The 16,701-nt window shown below is 70.0% G+C and carries 14 protein-coding genes; all 14 read left to right on the top strand.

Going from position 1 to position 16,701, the window contains the following annotated elements; translation table 11 throughout:
- The first annotated feature begins 1 nt into the window (after position 1).
- Positions 2 to 868: a glutamate ABC transporter substrate-binding protein gene (locus tag ABTU82_RS13845; protein ID WP_407173873.1), complete on the top strand. Its 867-nt coding sequence runs from the start codon at positions 2 to 4 to the stop codon at positions 866 to 868.
- 67 nt (positions 869 to 935) lie between these two features.
- On the top strand, positions 936 to 1,583 hold the full coding sequence (locus ABTU82_RS13840; protein WP_407173872.1) for an amino acid ABC transporter permease: 648 nt from the start codon (positions 936 to 938) through the stop codon (positions 1,581 to 1,583).
- Positions 1,580 to 2,512, top strand: a complete 933-nt coding sequence (locus ABTU82_RS13835) for an amino acid ABC transporter permease (RefSeq protein WP_407173871.1) — start codon at positions 1,580 to 1,582, stop codon at positions 2,510 to 2,512. The genes ABTU82_RS13840 and ABTU82_RS13835 overlap by 4 nt, the downstream gene beginning before the upstream one ends.
- A 69-nt stretch (positions 2,513 to 2,581) precedes the next feature.
- Entirely contained in the window at positions 2,582 to 3,622 is a 1,041-nt protein-coding gene (pheS, locus tag ABTU82_RS13830; protein ID WP_407173870.1) for a phenylalanine--tRNA ligase subunit alpha, read from the top strand.
- Complete coding sequence (gene pheT / locus ABTU82_RS13825) at positions 3,622 to 6,126, top strand: phenylalanine--tRNA ligase subunit beta (RefSeq protein ID WP_407173869.1); 2,505 nt, start codon at positions 3,622 to 3,624, stop codon at positions 6,124 to 6,126. Before pheS ends, pheT begins: the two co-directional genes overlap by 1 nt.
- Before the next feature lie 290 nt (positions 6,127 to 6,416).
- The gene (gene argC / locus ABTU82_RS13820; protein ID WP_407173868.1) at positions 6,417 to 7,463 is read left to right on the top strand and encodes an N-acetyl-gamma-glutamyl-phosphate reductase; all 1,047 of its coding nucleotides are present in this window, start codon (positions 6,417 to 6,419) and stop codon (positions 7,461 to 7,463) included.
- Positions 7,460 to 8,617, top strand: a complete 1,158-nt coding sequence (gene argJ, locus ABTU82_RS13815) for a bifunctional glutamate N-acetyltransferase/amino-acid acetyltransferase ArgJ (protein ID WP_407173867.1) — start codon at positions 7,460 to 7,462, stop codon at positions 8,615 to 8,617. The genes argC and argJ overlap by 4 nt, the downstream gene beginning before the upstream one ends.
- The gene (argB, locus tag ABTU82_RS13810) at positions 8,614 to 9,516 is read left to right on the top strand and encodes an acetylglutamate kinase (RefSeq protein WP_116647310.1); all 903 of its coding nucleotides are present in this window, start codon (positions 8,614 to 8,616) and stop codon (positions 9,514 to 9,516) included. The genes argJ and argB overlap by 4 nt, the downstream gene beginning before the upstream one ends.
- Positions 9,513 to 10,760 carry an acetylornithine transaminase gene (locus ABTU82_RS13805; protein WP_116647309.1) on the top strand — a complete coding sequence of 416 codons (1,248 nt, stop codon included), beginning with the start codon at positions 9,513 to 9,515 and terminating at the stop codon, positions 10,758 to 10,760. The genes argB and ABTU82_RS13805 overlap by 4 nt, the downstream gene beginning before the upstream one ends.
- Positions 10,757 to 11,680 carry an ornithine carbamoyltransferase gene (argF, locus tag ABTU82_RS13800; RefSeq protein ID WP_407173866.1) on the top strand — a complete coding sequence of 308 codons (924 nt, stop codon included), beginning with the start codon at positions 10,757 to 10,759 and terminating at the stop codon, positions 11,678 to 11,680. The genes ABTU82_RS13805 and argF overlap by 4 nt, the downstream gene beginning before the upstream one ends.
- The gene (locus ABTU82_RS13795) at positions 11,659 to 12,792 is read left to right on the top strand and encodes a heparan-alpha-glucosaminide N-acetyltransferase domain-containing protein (protein ID WP_407173865.1); all 1,134 of its coding nucleotides are present in this window, start codon (positions 11,659 to 11,661) and stop codon (positions 12,790 to 12,792) included. Before argF ends, ABTU82_RS13795 begins: the two co-directional genes overlap by 22 nt.
- 4 nt (positions 12,793 to 12,796) lie before the next feature.
- The gene (gene argH, locus ABTU82_RS13790; RefSeq protein ID WP_116647306.1) at positions 12,797 to 14,227 is read left to right on the top strand and encodes an argininosuccinate lyase; all 1,431 of its coding nucleotides are present in this window, start codon (positions 12,797 to 12,799) and stop codon (positions 14,225 to 14,227) included.
- Positions 14,228 to 14,287: 60 nt separating this feature from the next.
- The gene (gene tyrS / locus ABTU82_RS13785; RefSeq protein WP_116647629.1) at positions 14,288 to 15,559 is read left to right on the top strand and encodes a tyrosine--tRNA ligase; all 1,272 of its coding nucleotides are present in this window, start codon (positions 14,288 to 14,290) and stop codon (positions 15,557 to 15,559) included.
- 12 nt (positions 15,560 to 15,571) lie between these two features.
- Complete coding sequence (locus tag ABTU82_RS13780) at positions 15,572 to 16,390, top strand: DUF4184 family protein (protein ID WP_116647305.1); 819 nt, start codon at positions 15,572 to 15,574, stop codon at positions 16,388 to 16,390.
- The last annotated feature ends 311 nt before the right edge of the window (positions 16,391 to 16,701 follow it).

Below are 16,701 nucleotides of genomic sequence, written 5' to 3'. Positions count from 1 at the left end.
GATGAAGCGAACGCGACTCTCCCTCCTGGGTCTTGCCGCCGCCAGCATGCTCGCCCTCACGGCGTGCGCGTCGGGCGATCTGGGCGGCTCAGCACCCGAGGTCACTCCCGAATCCGAGGACACCTTCGAGGCCGGCACGACGATGGCCGAGCTCGCAGAGGCCGGCGAGATCACCATCGGAACGAAGTTCGACCAGCCCCTGTTCGGTCTGAACGGTCTCGACGGACCCGAGGGCTTCGACGTCGAGATCGGCAAGATCATCGCCGCCAAGCTGGGTATCTCCGAGGAGAACATCAACTGGGTGGAAGCCGTTTCGGCCAACCGCGAGCCGTTCATCCAGAACGGCGAGGTTGACATGGTCATCGCGACCTACACGATCAACGACAAGCGCAAAGAGGTCGTCTCGTTCGCCGGTCCGTACTACATGGCGGGCCAGTCGATCCTGACGCTCTCCGACAATGAGGACATCACGAGCGAGCAGGATCTGGTCGGACAGCCGGTGTGCTCCGTGACGGGTTCGACGCCCGCGGCCAACCTGACGGAGCTCGGAGCGAACGTCGTCCTCACCGACACCTACTCGAACTGCCTCGAGCCGCTCCGCAACGGCGCCGTCGTCGCGGTCTCGACCGACAACGTCATCCTCGCCGGTCTCGCCGCGCAGAATGAGGGCGAGTTCAAGGTCGTCGGCGAACCGTTCACCGAGGAGCCCTACGGCATCGGCCTTGCGCTGGACGACACCGATTTCCGCATGTGGATCAACGACGTCCTGGAGGAGTCCTACGAGGACGGTAGCTACCAGGCCGCCTGGGATGCCACCGCGGGCACGGTTCTGCCGTTCGTCACCCCGCCCACGCCCGACCGTTACTGACGAGGAACGCCCCGGCCGATCCGCTCGGCCGGGGCGCTCCCTGTCATTTCGACCTAGAGAGGACGCAGTGGATCAGTATCTGAGCCTCTGGCCGACTTACTGGGAGGGCTTCCGCATGACCCTCCTCCTGCTTGCTGTGTCCGGCGTGCTCGCGCTCGTCCTCGGTACACTCATCGCCGCCATGCGCATCTCCCCGGTCGCCTCCTTGCGCGTCTTCGGCGCCGTCTGGGTGGAGATCGCGCGCAACACACCGCTGACCCTCGTCTTCTTCTTCTGCGCCTTCGTGCTGCCGTTCCTCGGTCTGCGCTGGGCGTTCATCCCTCTGGCCGTCCTGGCCCTCACCTACTACACGTCGCCCTTCGTCGCGGAGGCGCTCCGCTCGGGCATCAACGGCGTGCCGGTCGGCCAGGCTGAGGCTGCGCGCAGCATCGGGCTCGGTTTCGGTCAGACCGTCTCGCTCGTCGTGCTTCCGCAGGCGTTCCGCATGACGATCCCGCCGCTGATCAACGTCTTCATCGCCCTCACGAAGAACACCTCGGTCGCCGGCGGATTCTTCGTCGTCGAGCTCTTCGCCGCGACCCGCGCGCTCACGAACGACAACGGAAACATGGTGATCCCGATCCTTGTCACGACGGCAGCCCTGTACCTGGTGATCACGGTTCCGCTCGGTCTTCTCGCCGGGCAGCTGGAGCGACGAGTGGTGGTGCAGCGATGACGAGTCAGAGCGTTCTCTTCGATGCGCCCGGCCCACGGGCGCGACGGCTCTCGCTGATCCTGTCGATCGTGACCGGCGTGCTCATCCTCGGCGGCGTCGTGTGGCTCGTAGTCACGCTCGCGGCACCGCGCGAGTCGGGCGGCGTCATCCTGCCCGGCATGTTCGACGCTTCCCGGTGGGAAGCCCTCGCTCTCGCGCGCTTCTGGGAGATCGTCGGTGCCGGCGTGCTCGCGACCCTCTCCGCCGCAGCGGTCGCGGCCGTGGGTGCGCTCGTCCTGGGGGTTCTCTTCTCGCTGATGCGCAGCTCGACGATCCCGTGGGTACGCGTACCCACCGCCTGGCTCATCGAGTTCCTCCGCGGCATGCCTGTGCTGCTGATGATGCTGTTCATCCTGCTCATCGCGTCGACGGGTGCGTTCTGGGCGGTCGTCATCGCACTGATCCTCTACAACGGAACGCTGATCGGGGAGGCCCTGCGCGCCGGGCTCGTCGCGCTTCCGAAGGGGCAACGGGAAGCAGCGCTGAGCATCGGAATGCGCGAATTCCAGTCCAAGCGACTGGTGGAGTTCCCGCAAGCCTTCCGCCAGATGCTGCCGATCATCGTCGCGCAGCTGGTTGTGCTACTCAAAGACACATCGCTGGGTTACATCGTCGGATACCACGAGCTCATCCGCACCACAATGAACCAGCTTTCCTCGGCGCTCGGCAACCGCTACCTGTTCACCCTGTTCGTGGTGGCGCTGGTCATCTACCTCGCGATCAACCTGACCTTGTCGTGGTTCGCGCGGTGGTTGTCGCGCCGCACGGCGAGCGGCGGCGGACGAAGCACGAAGCGGGGAGGCGGACCGGTCGATCCGGATCAGGCGATACTCGCCGCCCAGGCGACCGCGGCCGCGAAGCAATCGCCCCACCAGGGCGGCAACATCTGACCTCGTCCAGCGGCTCCACGTTCCGCGTGCGCGGAACGCAGCATCCGCCCGTCGGTAGACTCGTCTCTCGTGTCCGATGCCCCCGAGATCACCCCTGAAGCGGTAGCCGCCGCGGTCGATGCAGCCCTCGCTGCCATCGCCGCCGCGACCACCACCGCCGACCTCAAGTCCGCGCGAGCGGCGCACACCGCGGAAGGCTCGCCCCTGGCGCGGCTGAACGCGGGGCTGCGCCAGGTCGCCCCCGAGAACAAGGCCGCCTTCGGCAAGTTGGTCGGCCAAGCCCGCGGGCGCGTGACCCAGGCGCTCGGCGCCCGGGAGACCGAGCTCGCCGAGGCTGAGACGGCCGCGAAGCTCGAGGCCGAGCGCGTGGACATCACCGCTGTGGCGCGCCGCGCGCGCGTGGGTGCGCGGCATCCGATCTCGCTCCTGCAGGAGCAGATCTCCGACATCTTCGTCGGCATGGGGTGGGAGATCGCCGAAGGCCCCGAGCTCGAGCACGAGTGGTTCAACTTCGACGCGCTCAACTTCGACGTCGATCACCCCGCGCGTCAGATGCAGGACACGTTCTTCGTCGACCCCGTCGACCGCCACCTCGTCATGCGCACCCACACGTCGCCGGTGCAGGTGCGATCGATGCTCGAGCGCGATCTGCCCATCTACGTGCTGTGCCCGGGGCGGGTCTACCGCACCGACGAGTTCGATGCGACCCACCTGCCCGTGTTCACGCAGTTCGAAGGACTCGTCATCGACAAGGGCATCACGATGGCGAACCTCAAGGGAACCCTCGACCACGCCGCCCGCGTGCTCTTCGGGCCCGAGGCCAAGACCCGGTTCCGTGCGAACTTCTTCCCCTTCACCGAGCCGAGCGCCGAGCTCGACCTCTGGCACCCGACGTTCAAGGGCGGTGCGCGCTGGATCGAGTGGGGCGGATGCGGGATGGTCAACCCCAACGTGCTGCGCGCGGCGGGCATCGACCCCGAGGTCTACTCCGGCTTCGCGTTCGGAATGGGCATCGAGCGGACCCTGATGTTCCGCAGCGACGTGCAAGACATGCGCGACATGGCCGAGGGCGATGTGCGCTTCAGCGAACAGTTCGGAATGGTGGTCTGATGCGCGTCCCGCTCTCCTGGTTGCGCGAGTTCGTCGACGTCGCCCCCGAGGCCACGCCCGAAGACGTGCTCGCCTCGCTCGTGCGCGTCGGTTTCGAGGAGGAGGACGTCCACGGCTTGGAGCTGCAGGGGCCGATCGTCGTCGGACAGGTGCTCGAGTTCGTCGAGGAACCGCAGTCCAACGGCAAGACGATCCGCTGGTGCCAGGTCGACGTCGGCGAGGACTCCCCGCGGGGGATCGTCTGCGGCGCGGGCAACTTCTTCCCCGGTGACAAGGTCGTCGTGACCCTCCCGGGTTCGGTGCTTCCCGGGCCCTTCCCGATCGCGGCGCGCAAGACCTACGGGCACGTCTCGGACGGCATGATCGCCTCGGCGAAGGAGCTCGGGCTCGGCCAGGAGCACTCGGGCATTCTGCGTCTGGTCGAACTGGGCATCGACGCGGCCACCGGCACCGACGCGATCGCGCTGCTCGGGCTCGACGACGTCGCTGTGGAGATCAACGTCACCCCCGACCGCGGGTATGCGCTGTCGATGCGCGGTGTGGCGCGGGAGTACTCCCACGCCACGGGAGCCGCCTTCCGTGATCCCGGAGCCGGGCACGCGGATGCGGCGTCACGCACCCCCGCGGGATTCTCGATCGTCGTCGACGACCGCCTCCCCATCCGGGGCCGCGTGGGCGCGACGGAGTTCGTCGCCCGCATCGTCCGCGATGTGGATGCGACCAGGCTCACGCCGGCGTGGATGATCGCGCGCCTGTCGCTCGCGGGTATCCGCTCGCTCGGCGTGCTGATCGACATCACCAACTACGTGATGCTCGAGCTCGGCCAGCCCATCCACGGCTACGACCTCGACGCCCTGACCGGCGGCATCACCGTTCGTCGCGCCGAGCCGGGCGAGTCGCTCAAGACCCTCGACGGCCAGGTGCGCACGCTCCACCCCGAAGACCTCCTGATCACCGACGAGTCGGGCCCCATCGGCCTGGCCGGGGTGATGGGCGGCGGCACGACCGAGATGGGCGACGCGACCCGCAACGTGCTCATCGAGGCGGCCACCTTCGACACGGTTTCGATCGCGCGCACCGCACGCCGTCACAAGCTGCCGTCCGAAGCATCCCGTCGTTTCGAGCGCGGCGTCGACCCGCTCGTGCCGTTCGTCGCCGCCGAACGCGTCGCCGAGCTCATGGTGCAGCTGGCCGGCGGCACGCTCGACACCGAACTCGGCGGATCGTTGTCAGCGACGTACGAGCGCGACGCGATCGCCCTGCCGCGCGGTTTCGTCTCGGGCCTCATCGGCGTCGACTACACCGACGAGCAGATCGCCGCGGCCCTGCGCCTGGTCGGCTGCGACGTCGACACCTCCGTCGAACCGTGGGCCGTCGTGCCGCCGTCGTGGCGCCCCGACGTGACCGACAAGTGGACGCTCGCCGAAGAAGTGGCGCGCATCGAGGGGTACGACCTCATCCCCTCGGTGCTGCCCGTTCCGCCCTCGGGCCGTGGCCTCACCGCCGCGCAGCAGGGTCGTCGCCGGGTCTCGAACGCTCTCGCGGCTGCGGGCTACGTCGAGACGCCCTCGTTCCCGTTCACCACGGAGGAGCAGAACGATCTGCACGGCTCGCCGACCGGTGAGCACCTGCCGAGCGTGAAGATGGCAAACCCGCTCGACGGGCAGGCGCCGTTCCTGCGGCGCTCGCTCGTGCCGGCTCTGCTGCAGGCGGCGCACCGCAACGTCGCCCGCGGTCTCACCGACCTCGCGGTCTTCGAAGCCGGCGCGGTGTTCCTCCCCGAGCCCGGCGTGACCTACGGCACCGACTCGGTGCCGCCGCTGGGCGCGCGTCCCGACGCGGCGACGCTCGTCGCGCTCGACGCATCCATCCCGCCGCAGCGCCGTCACGTCGCCGTGCTCCTCACCGGGCCGATCGTCGACAAGCAGCCCGGTCAGCCGGCCGTCACGGCCGGGCTCGCCGACGCGATCGACGCCGTGCGGATCATCGCCGGGGCCGCCGGCGTCGAGATCGAGCTGGCGCAGACCACCCGTGCGGCGCTGCACCCGGGGCGCGCGGGCGTGGTCACGGTGGGCGCGACCGAGGTCGGCTACGTCGGCGAGCTGCTGCCCGCCGTGTCCGAAGCCGCTGACCTCCCCGGTCGCGTCGTCGTCGCCGAGCTCGATCTCGATCTGCTCCTGACGCTCGGCGGAGACCGCGTCGTCGCCGCGTCGCTCTCGGGGTTCCCCGCCGCGACCCAGGACGTCTCGCTCGTCGTGGATGCGACCCTTCCCGCGGGCGACGTGCGCGCCGCCCTCGTCGAGGGGGCCGGAGGCCTGCTCGAGTCGCTCCGCCTCGTCGACGACTACCGCGGTCAGGGGCTCCCCGACGGCAGCAAGAGCCTCACGTTCGCACTGCGTTTCCGCGCGCCCGACCGCACCCTTACCGCGGCCGAGGCGTCGGAGGCGCGCCTGGCGGGCGTGGCCGTCGCCGCCGAGCGTTTCGGTGCGACCCTGCGCGAATAGCATCACGCGAGCGAATCCACCCGATCTCGCTCGAATCCGCACTCCGCGGCAGCGCGTGGGTGTGGATTCGAGCGTGTGAGTGTGGATTCGCCGCTTCGGCGGGAGGATTTGCGGATGCTGCGGCCGCGCGGCTATCGTCGGGACATGCTTTCCGCCGCCCCCGTCTCGCTCGTCACGAGCGTTGTGGGCGTGCGCCGCGGCCGCCGACTCTAGGCGACCCCGCTTCCCGCCGTCGTGCGGCACGGGCGTCGCCGTCTTTGGCCCGTGAACCCAGACAATAAGGTGGAAGCATGACCTATTCGGTCGCCGTATCCGGCGCATCCGGCTATGCCGGCGGCGAGATCCTGCGCCTGCTCGCCGCGCACCCCGACATCGAGATCCGCACCGTCACGGCGCACTCGAACGCCGGCCAGCCGCTCGTTCGTCACCAGCCGCACCTGCGCTCCCTCTCGCACCTCACGCTGCAGGACACCACACCCGAGGTGCTCGCCGGCCACGACATCGTGGTGCTCGCGCTCCCGCACGGGCAGTCGGGTCAGTACACCGACGCGCTGGCCGAGACACCGATCGTGATCGACGCGGGTGCCGACCACCGCCTCACCGACGCGTCGGCCTGGGCGCAGTTCTACGGCGGCGAGTTCCACGCGCCGTGGGCGTACGGCGTGCCCGAACTCGTCGTCGGCGGCGGTAAGCAGCGCGACCTCCTCGCGGGTGCGACGCGGATCGCCGCCCCGGGATGCAACGCCTCCACCGTCGCTCTGAGCCTCGCGCCGGGCGTGGCCGGGGGAGTGATCGATGCGTCCGACATCGTGACGGTCCTGGCCGTCGGCCCGTCGGGCGCGGGCAAGAGCCTCAAGACCAACCTGCTCGCGAGCGAGATCCTCGGGTCGGCGAACCCCTACGCCGTCGGGGGCTCGCACCGGCACATTCCCGAAATCCGGCAGGCGCTCGTGGGCGCCGGAGCCGTCGGCGACGTGCGCATCTCGTTCACGCCCGTCCTCGTCCCGATGGCGCGCGGGATCCTCGCCACCTCGACCGCGCCGATCGCCCCCGGTGTCACCGACGCCGAGATCCGTGCGGCATGGGCCGACGCATATGCGGGCGAGACCTTCGTCCAGCTGCTCGACGAGGGCGAATTCCCTCGCACCGCCGACGTGCTGGGTGCGAACACCGCTCTTCTCGGCCTCGCGATCGACCGGGCGGCGAACCGCGTCGTCATCGTCGCCGCGCTCGACAACCTCGTCAAAGGCACCGCCGGCGCCGCCGTGCAGTCGCTCAACATCGCGCTCGGTCTTCCCGAAGGCCGTGCCCTCACCGTGAACGGAGTCGCCCCGTGACCGTGACCGCCCCCGCAGGATTCGACGCGGCCGGAGTGGCCGTCGGCCTCAAGTCGACCGGAAAGCGCGACGTCGCCCTCGTCGTCAACCGCGGACCGCTCAAGGTCGGCGCCGCCGTCTTCACCTCCAACCGGGCCAAGGCGAACCCCATCCTCTGGTCGGAGCAGGTGATCCGCGACGGTGTCGTGGAAGCCATCGTGCTCAACTCCGGCGGGGCCAACTGCTTCACGGGGGCGTTCGGTTTCCAGACCACGCACCTGACGGCCGAGCGCGTCGGTGAACTGCTCGAGGTCGGCGCGGGCGACGTGCTCGTCTGCTCGACCGGACTCATCGGCACCGGTGACGAGGTCTTCCGCGCCAAGGTGCTCGAGGGTGTCGCCCAGAGCGTCGCGGCGCTGGACGCCGAGAGCGGTCAGGCCGCCGCCGAGGCGATCATGACGACCGACTCGGTCTCGAAGACCGTCGTGCGCAGCCACGACGGATGGACCATCGGCGGTATGGCGAAGGGCGCCGGGATGCTGGCGCCGGGCCTGGCCACGATGCTCGTCGTCCTGACGACCGATGCCGTCCTCGACGCGGCCGACGCCGACGCGCACCTGCGTGCCGCCACTCGCGTCAGCTTCGACCGGCTCGACTCCGACGGCTGCATGTCGACGAACGATCAGGTCACGCTCCTCGCCAGCGGCGCCTCCGGCGTCGTCCCCGACCCCGACGCGTTCCGGCGTGCGCTGACCGAGGTCTGTCTCGACCTCGCCGTGCAGCTGCAGGCCGACGCGGAAGGTGCGAGCCACAGCATCCGGATCACCGTCGTGCACGCCGCCACCGAAGACGAAGCCGTCGAGGTGGCGCGCTCCGTCGCCCGCAACAACCTCTTCAAGGCCGCGATCTTCGGCAACGATCCCAACTGGGGCCGGGTGCTCGCCGCGATCGGCACCACCCAGGCGGAGTTCGATCCCTACGCGGTCGACGTCGAGATGAACGGGGTGCGCGTGTGCTCGAACGGCGGGCCCGACCGGCCTCGAGAGGAGGTCGACCTGACGCCGCGCGAGACGGACGTCGTCATCGACCTCAAGGTCGGCGACGCCACCGCGACGATCTACACGAACGACCTCACGCACGACTACGTCCACGAGAACAGCGCCTACTCCTCATGAGCGACATCGACCTGCAAGACACCGATCCCGCGACCGCCAGTGCGCGGGCGGCCACCATGGTGGAGTCGCTGCCCTGGCTGCAGAAGTTCCGCGACCAGATCGTGGTGGTCAAATACGGCGGCAACGCGATGGTCAGCGACGAGCTGCAGGATGCCTTCGCCGCAGACATCGCCTACCTCCGCTACGTCGGCGTCAAGCCCGTCGTCGTGCATGGCGGCGGTCCGCAGATCTCGTCCATGCTCGACCGGCTCGCCATCCCGAGTGAGTTCAAGGGCGGCTACCGCGTCACCTCGACCGAGGCGATCAGCGTCGTGCGCATGGTGCTCACCGGTCAGATCAATCCGCAGCTCGTCGCGAAGATCAACGCACACGGGCCCCTCGCGACGGGGCTCAGCGGCGAGGACGCCGGGCTCTTCGGCGGACGGCGCCGCGGTGTCACCGTCGCGGGCGTCGAGCACGACCTCGGACGGGTGGGCGACGTCGTGTCGGTCGACCCGCGCCCGGTGCTCGACCACCTCGACGCCGGGCGCATCCCGGTGGTCTCGAGCATCGCCCCCGATCTCGATCACCCGGGTCATTCGCTCAACGTGAACGCGGATGCTGCGGCCGCGGCCCTCGCCGTCGCGCTCGGCGCGACGAAGCTCGTGGTGCTCACCGACGTCGCGGGCCTGTACGCCGACTGGCCGAACCGGGAGTCGCTCGTCTCGCACCTGGATTCGACCGAACTGCGCGCGATGCTGCCGCGGCTCGAGTCGGGCATGATTCCGAAGATGCAGGCATGCCTCGATGCCGTCGACGGGGGCGTTCCGACGGCCGCCATCGTCGACGGGCGCGTGCCGCACTCGGTGCTCGTCGAACTGTTCACCAGCAAGGGAATCGGAACGGAGGTCGTCGCATGACCGACACCACCTGGCAGGAAGACGCCGGACGCGACCTGGTGCGGAGCTTCGGCGACCGCATGGCGCTGTTCGTGCGCGGCGAAGGCTCCCACCTCTTCGACGACACGGGGCGTCGGTACCTCGACTTCCTCGCCGGTATCGCGGTCGATTCGCTCGGGCACGCGCACCCGGTGTTCGTCGACGCGGTGTCACGGCAGGCGGCGACCCTCGCGCACGTGTCGAACTACTTCGCCACCCCGCCGCAGCTGGCGCTCGCCGCTCGGCTGAAGCGTCTCGCCGGCACGGGGCCGGAGGGCCGGGTCTACTTCGGCAACTCCGGGGCCGAAGCCAACGAAGCGGCCTTCAAGCTGGCGCGCCTGCACGGCGGCTCGGCCAGACCCCGCATCCTGACGCTCAAGGGCGGCTTCCACGGACGCACGATGGGAACCCTCGCGCTGACCGGCAAGCCGGCGCTCCAGGCCGACTTCCTGCCGATGACCCCGGGCGTCGAGCACATCGACCCGACGATCGAGGCGCTCGAGGCGGCGCTCGACGAGCGCGTCGCCGCGGTGCTCGTCGAGCCCATCCAGGGCGAGGCCGGCGTCGTCGAGCTGCCGGAGGGATACCTCGAGGCCGCTCGACGGCTGACCGAAGCATCCGGATCGCTGCTCATCATCGACGAGATCCAGACCGGCGCCGGGCGCACGGGGGAGTGGTTCGCCTTCCAGCGCGCCGGCATCGTGCCCGATGCGATCACGCTCGCCAAGGGCATGGGCGGCGGGTTCCCGATCGGCGCGCTCGTGACCTTCGGCCACGCGAGCGACCTGTTCTTCCCCGGCACCCACGGTTCCACTTTCGGCGGCAACGCTTTGGCGACGGCCGTCGCCGGCGCCGTGCTCGACGAGATCGAGCGGGCCGGTCTCGTGCAGAACGCCGCCGCGCGCGGAGAAGAGCTCCGCGCAGGCATCATGGGCCTGGGGTCGCCGCTCGTCGGCGGCATCCGCGGGGCGGGTCTGCTGCTCGGCGTCGCGCTGACCCACCCGGTCGCCAAGGCCGTCGTCGCTGCGGCCCAGGAGCACGGGCTCATCGTCAACGCCGCGAACGACGACACGATCCGCCTCGCCCCACCGCTCACGATCGGCGATGCCGAGGTGAGCGAGTTCCTCGCCCTCTTCGCCGCGTCGCTGGCGACCGTGGGCGACGCCCTGATCCTCGACGAGACGCCCGACGCCACACCCGATACACCTGCGGAGGTACCCGCGTGACCCGCCATCTGCTTCGCGATGACGACCTGACCCCGGCCGAGCAGGCCGAGATCCTCGACCTCGCGATCGAGCTCAAGCGCGACCGGTGGGCGCAGAAGCCGCTCGCCGGACCCCAGACGGTCGCGGTGATCTTCGACAAGTCCTCCACCCGCACGCGGGTCTCGTTCGCGGTCGGCATCGCCGATCTCGGCGGCTCGCCGCTGATCATCTCCACGGCGAACAGCCAGCTCGGCGGCAAGGAGACCCCGTCCGACACCGCGCGCGTGCTGGAGCGTCAGGTGGCCGCGATCGTGTGGCGCACCTACGCGCAGTCGGGGCTCGAGGAGATGGCGCGGGGCACGCGGGTGCCGGTGGTCAACGCCCTCAGCGACGACTTCCACCCGTGCCAGCTGCTGGCCGACCTGCTCACGATCCGCGAGCACAAGGGGGAGCTCACCGGGCTGACGCTGTCGTTCTTCGGTGACGGGCGCAGCAACATGGCGCACTCGTACCTCCTGGCCGGGGTCACCGCCGGAATGCACGTGCGGGTCGCCTCTCCCGCGGAGTACGCCCCGCGGGTCGACGTCGTCGCCGATGCGCAGGCGATCGCCGCCCGCACGGGTGGTTCGGTCGTGCTCGAAGCCGACCCGGTGCGCGCGGCCGAAGGGTCCGACGTCGTCGTCACCGACACCTGGGTGTCGATGGGCAAAGAAGAGGAGAAGCAGGCGCGCCTGCGCGACCTCGGCGCCTACAAGGTCACGCGCGAGCTCATGACGCTCGCCGACCCCGGCGCGATCTTCATCCACTGCCTGCCCGCCGACCGCGGGTACGAGGTCGAGGCCGAGGTCATCGACGGACCGCAGAGCGTGGTCTGGGACGAGGCCGAGAACCGTCTGCACGCGCAGAAGGCCCTCCTGGTGTGGCTGCTGCGGCAGGAATGACCTCCTGGGTGCGCTCGCGATGGGCGCGCCTCGACGGGCCCGGCCGTCTGGCCGGGCTCGACCTCGCACGTGGCCTGGCCGTCGTCGGGATGCTGGCCGCCCACCTCCTGTCGATCGAGCCGTGGGATTCCGCGCGCCCCGAGACGTGGGTCGACATCGCGAACGGGCGATCGTCGATCCTGTTCGCGACCCTCGCGGGAGTGTCGATCGCGCTGGTGACCGGCGGGCGCACGCCGCTGCGCGGCGGGGCCCGCGCCCGTGCGTCGGGCAGGCTCGCCGTGCGGGCGGGCGTGCTGTGGGTGCTGGGTCTCCTGCTCGCGGCGACCGGCGTTCCGGTCTACGTCATCCTTCCCGCCTACGCGATCCTCTTCCTGCTGTCCCTGCCGTTCCTGGGCCTTCGTGCGCCCGCGCTGTTCGGCATCGCGGCGGCGGTCGCGGTGGTGATGCCGTTCGCGCAGGCCTGGCTCGACGCCCTCCCGTTCTGGGAGACGACCCTGGGAGAGACGGTGGCCGTCTCGATCGGATGGGCCTACCCGTTCCCGACCTGGATCGCCTTCCTGCTCACCGGAATGGCCCTCGGCCGCATCGATCTGCGCTCCCTGTCCGCGCAAGGGGCGATGCTCGCCGTCGGGGCCGGGATCGCCACCGTCTTCTCGGCGCTCGCCGTGACCACGGGGGCCGACCCGACGTTCGATCGCGGTTACCTCGCCTCGGTCTGGACCGCCGAAGCGCACTCGACGGGTCTGCTGGAGGTCGTCGGTTCGGGTGCCTTCGCCGTGGCAGTGATCGCCGGGTGCCTGCTGCTGTGTCGAACACCGCTGCGCTGGGTCGTCGTGCCGCTGCGCGCAGTCGGGGCGATGCCGCTCACCGCGTACAGCGCACAGCTGATCGTGTGGGCGCTCTGGGCCGGATCCGTCCTCGGCGAGACCAGTGCGCTGACCGCCTTCCGGGGGCTCGAACCGTTCTGGCCGCTGACCCTCGGCCTCATCGTCGGGTGCACGCTATGGGCGCTCTTCATCGGGCGCGGGCCGCTGGAGGCGGCGATCGACCGCGCGGCGCGCTGGATGGTGCGCGACCCGGACGGGAGCCGCGTGGCGCCCTCGGTAGGCTGAGAGGATGAGCACGACGAGCGGTCACGGTACGAACGAGGGAGCGCTCTGGGGCGCCCGATTCGCCGGGGGGCCGTCGCCCGAGCTTGCCGCCCTGAGCCGATCGACCCACTTCGACTGGGTGCTCGCGCCGTACGACATCGCCGGATCGCACGCGCACGCCACCGCGCTCACCGCCGCCGGCTACCTCACCGCCGACGAAGCCGCCGCCATGCACGAGGGGCTCGACGAGCTCGGTCGCCGCGTCGCCGACGGCTCGCTCGTCGCCGCACCCGACGACGAAGACGTGCACGGCGCCCTCGAAGGAGCCCTCATCGACATCGTGGGTCCTGCGTTGGGCGGCAAACTCCGCGCCGGGCGCAGCCGCAACGACCAGATCGCGACCCTCGTGCGTCTGTACCTCCTCGACCACGCCCGGGTGATCGCCCGCGACGTCGTGCGGCTCATCGACGCCCTCGTGTCGCAGGCCGACGCCCACGCCGACGCGATCATGCCCGGGCGCACGCACTTGCAGCACGCGCAGCCGGTGCTGCTCGCACACCATCTGCAAGCGCACGCCTGGCCGCTCGTGCGCGACCTCGAACGACTGCGCGACTGGTCGGCGCGCGCGGCGGTCTCTCCCTACGGCGGCGGTGCGCTCGCCGGGTCCACGCTGGGCCTGGACCCGCAGCTGGTGGCCGACGAACTCGGTCTCGCCCGCCCGTCCGAGAACTCGATCGACGGCACGAGCGCGCGCGACGTGGTGGCCGAGTTCGCCTTCGTCGGAGCGCTCATCGGGGTCGATCTGTCACGGTTGTCGGAGGAGATCATCCTCTGGAACACGCGGGAGTTCTCCTTCGTCACCCTCGACGACGCGTACTCGACCGGCTCGAGCATCATGCCGCAGAAGAAGAACCCCGACATCGCCGAGCTCGCGCGCGGCAAGTCGGGTCGCCTGATCGGCAACGTGGCGGGGCTCCTCGCCACGCTGAAAGGGCTCCCGCTCGCGTACAACCGAGACCTGCAGGAAGACAAGGAGCCGGTCTTCGACACCGTCGCCACCCTCGAGACGGTACTTCCCGCCTTCACCGGGATGATCGCGACCCTGCGTTTCGACACCGACCGCATGGCAGAACTCGCCCCTCAGGGCTTCTCGCTCGCGACCGACGTCGCCGAATGGCTCGTCACCCGCGGCGTGCCGTTCCGCGACGCCCACGAGGTGTCGGGCGAGCTCGTGCGCGCGTGCGAAGACCGCGGGATCGGGCTCGAAGACGCCGACGACGCGCTGCTCGCGTCGGTCTCTCCCCTGCTGGAGCCGGCCGTGCGCGAGGTGCTGTCCATCGAAGGCTCGGTCGGCCGTCGCACCGGGGTCGGCGGCACCGCTCCCGAGCGCGTCGCCGAGCAGCGCGCGCAGCTCGTCGCCCGCGCCCAGACACTCGCCCACGAGCTCGGGCTGTGACGTCGGGCGGTCACCGTCCCGCTTGATACGCTCGACGTCGTGTCTGACGCCGCCGAACCGATGATCGATCCGACCTTCGACAACGTCTGGGACGAGATCGTCTGGCGAGGACTCGTGCACGTCTCGACCGACGAGTCGGCCCTGCGCGAGGCGCTCGCCGGGCCGCCGATCGTCTTCTACTGCGGGTTCGACCCGACGGCTCCGAGTCTGCACCTCGGCCACCTCGTGCAGCTGCTCACCATGCGACGCCTGCAGCTGGCCGGGCACCGTCCGCTCGGGCTCGTCGGGGGATCGACCGGCTTGATCGGCGACCCGCGACCGACGGCCGAGCGCACTCTCAACTCCCGCGAGACCGTCGCGGAGTGGGTGCAACGCCTGCGCGAGCAGGTCGAGCGCTACCTGAGCTTCGATGGCGAGAACGCCGCGCGCATGGTCAACAACCTCGACTGGACCGCGCCCCTCAGCGCGATCGATTTCCTCCGCGAGATCGGCAAGCACTACCGCGTCGGCACGATGCTGAAGAAAGACGCCGTGAGCGCGCGTCTCAACTCCGAGGCGGGGATCAGCTACACCGAGTTCAGCTACCAGATCCTGCAGGGGCTCGACTTCCTCGAGCTGCACCGCCAGTACGGCTGTGTGCTGCAGACCGGCGGCAGCGACCAGTGGGGCAACCTCACCAGCGGCACCGATCTGATCCACCGCGTCGAGGGCACCTCGGTGCACGCGATCGGAACACCGCTGATCACGAACTCCGACGGCACGAAGTTCGGCAAGAGCGAGGGCAACGCGATCTGGATCGACGCCGATCTCACGAGCCCGTACGCGTTCTACCAGTTCTGGCTCAACACCGACGACGCCGACGTGGTCGAGCGACTGAAGGTGTTCACGTTCCTGACCCGTGCCGAGATCGAGGAGTACGGGCGTCTCGTGGAGGCCGAGCCCTTCCGGCGTGCGTCGCAGAAGCGTCTGGCGTCGGAGGTGTCGACCCTCGTCCACGGTGCAGATGCGACGGCGGCCGTGATCGCCGCATCCGACGCCCTCTTCGGGCAGGGCGACCTGTCGGGTCTCGATGCGCGGACGCTGCGCGAAGCCCTCGACGAGCTGCCGCACGCGGAGGTCGCGCCGGGGACGACGGTGGTGCAGGCGCTGGTGGAGACCGGACTCGTCTCGAGCCTGGGCGAAGCGCGTCGGGCGATCGCCCAGGGCGGCGTCTCGCTCGACGGCGAACGGATCGAGGCCGACGACGCGGTGGTCACCGGGAGCCTGCCCGGGGGAGTGTCGGTACTCCGGCGGGGCAAGAAGACCCTCGCCGGCCTCTTCGTCGCGGGCTGACCCGGGCGCATCATGCCGTTCACGCCGAGCCATGCCGTGGTGGCTCTGCCGTTCGTGCGCACGCCGCTGATCCCCGCGGCCATCGCGATTGGCGCCATGACGCCCGATCTTCCGTTGTTCGTCCGCACCGGGCTCCCGCTCTACGGCATCACGCACAGCGCGTCGGCACTCCCGGTGACGGTCGCCGTCGCCCTTGTGCTGCTGCTGGTGTGGCGCTGCGTGCTGCGCCCGGCGGCGGGAGAGCTCTCGCCGCGATGGGTCGCCGAGCGGCTTCCGGCGTCGTGGTCGGCCGGCCCGCGGGGCGCGCTCCGCGAAACCTTCGCCGACGCCCGCGACAGGATCACGGTGCCGTCGGTGGTGTTGCTCGTCGTGTCGCTGCTGTTCGGCGTGATCACGCACATCGTCTGGGATCTCTTCACCCACGAGGGGCGGTGGGGCGTTGCGCTGTTCCCGGCGCTCGCCGATACCTGGGGTCCGATGATCGGCTACAAGTGGCTCCAGCACGGCTCGTCGGTCATCGGCCTGGTGATCATCGGCATCTGGGCGGCGGTGTGGATCGGCCGTCGCGACGCGAGCGAGGTGCACCGGATGCTGCCGTCGGCTGTTCGCGCGGTGTGGTGGCTGTCCCTGCCGCTCGTCCTCGTCTCCGCGTGGGCGGTGGGGCTCGTCACGTACGGACCGATCACGCCGGAGTGGACGATCCAGCACCTGGCGTATCGCGTTCTTCCGGCGGCTGCCGGCGCGTGGGGAGCGGCAACGCTCGTGCTCGCCGCAGTGGTGACGGTGATTCGCTCTCGATCCGCGGAATCACGCGGATCTACTACCGGATGACGGCCGTTCCGACGCCGCGACACGCCCGGGATGCACCACGATTCGCCGAGACGCCGCATCCCGCGTAAGTTTCTATCTGTTCGCCCCACAGGGAAGAGCGGAAAGTCCGAAAGACTTGCCCCACCCTCAAGCGGAGAACACCTCCCGAATCCTTCGCACGTAGAGTGCGGCTGGCCGTCAGGTCAGGGAATCGGGTTGCCCGCCACACGGGCGTCGATTCGGCGCGCTCTCGGCTCTTCACGGAGTCGAAAACGTCGATTTGACAGTCGGTGTGGGTGGGATAAGGTAGTGAAGTTGCCCTGCGGGCGAGG

This window comes from Microbacterium deferens, from assembly GCF_045517775.1.
Classification (GTDB): Bacteria; Actinomycetota; Actinomycetes; order Actinomycetales; family Microbacteriaceae; genus Microbacterium.
The sequence above is the reverse complement of the archived record's forward strand: the minus strand, read 5'-3'. Positions and strand labels throughout refer to the sequence as shown.

Bases quoted from the DNA above. Each gene is read 5' to 3' on its own strand.
- ABTU82_RS13845 (WP_407173873.1), top strand. From the start codon at position 2: ATGAAGCGAACGCGACTCTCCCTCCTGGGTCTTGCCGCCGCCAGCATG.
- ABTU82_RS13835 (WP_407173871.1), top strand. From the start codon at position 1,580: ATGACGAGTCAGAGCGTTCTCTTCGATGCGCCCGGCCCACGGGCGCGA.
- pheT (WP_407173869.1), top strand. From the start codon at position 3,622: ATGCGCGTCCCGCTCTCCTGGTTGCGCGAGTTCGTCGACGTCGCCCCC.
- argC (WP_407173868.1), top strand. From the start codon at position 6,417: ATGACCTATTCGGTCGCCGTATCCGGCGCATCCGGCTATGCCGGCGGC.
- argB (WP_116647310.1), top strand. From the start codon at position 8,614: ATGAGCGACATCGACCTGCAAGACACCGATCCCGCGACCGCCAGTGCG.
- ABTU82_RS13805 (WP_116647309.1), top strand. From the start codon at position 9,513: ATGACCGACACCACCTGGCAGGAAGACGCCGGACGCGACCTGGTGCGG.
- argH (WP_116647306.1), top strand. From the start codon at position 12,797: ATGAGCACGACGAGCGGTCACGGTACGAACGAGGGAGCGCTCTGGGGC.
- tyrS (WP_116647629.1), top strand. From the start codon at position 14,288: ATGATCGATCCGACCTTCGACAACGTCTGGGACGAGATCGTCTGGCGA.
- ABTU82_RS13780 (WP_116647305.1), top strand. From the start codon at position 15,572: ATGCCGTTCACGCCGAGCCATGCCGTGGTGGCTCTGCCGTTCGTGCGC.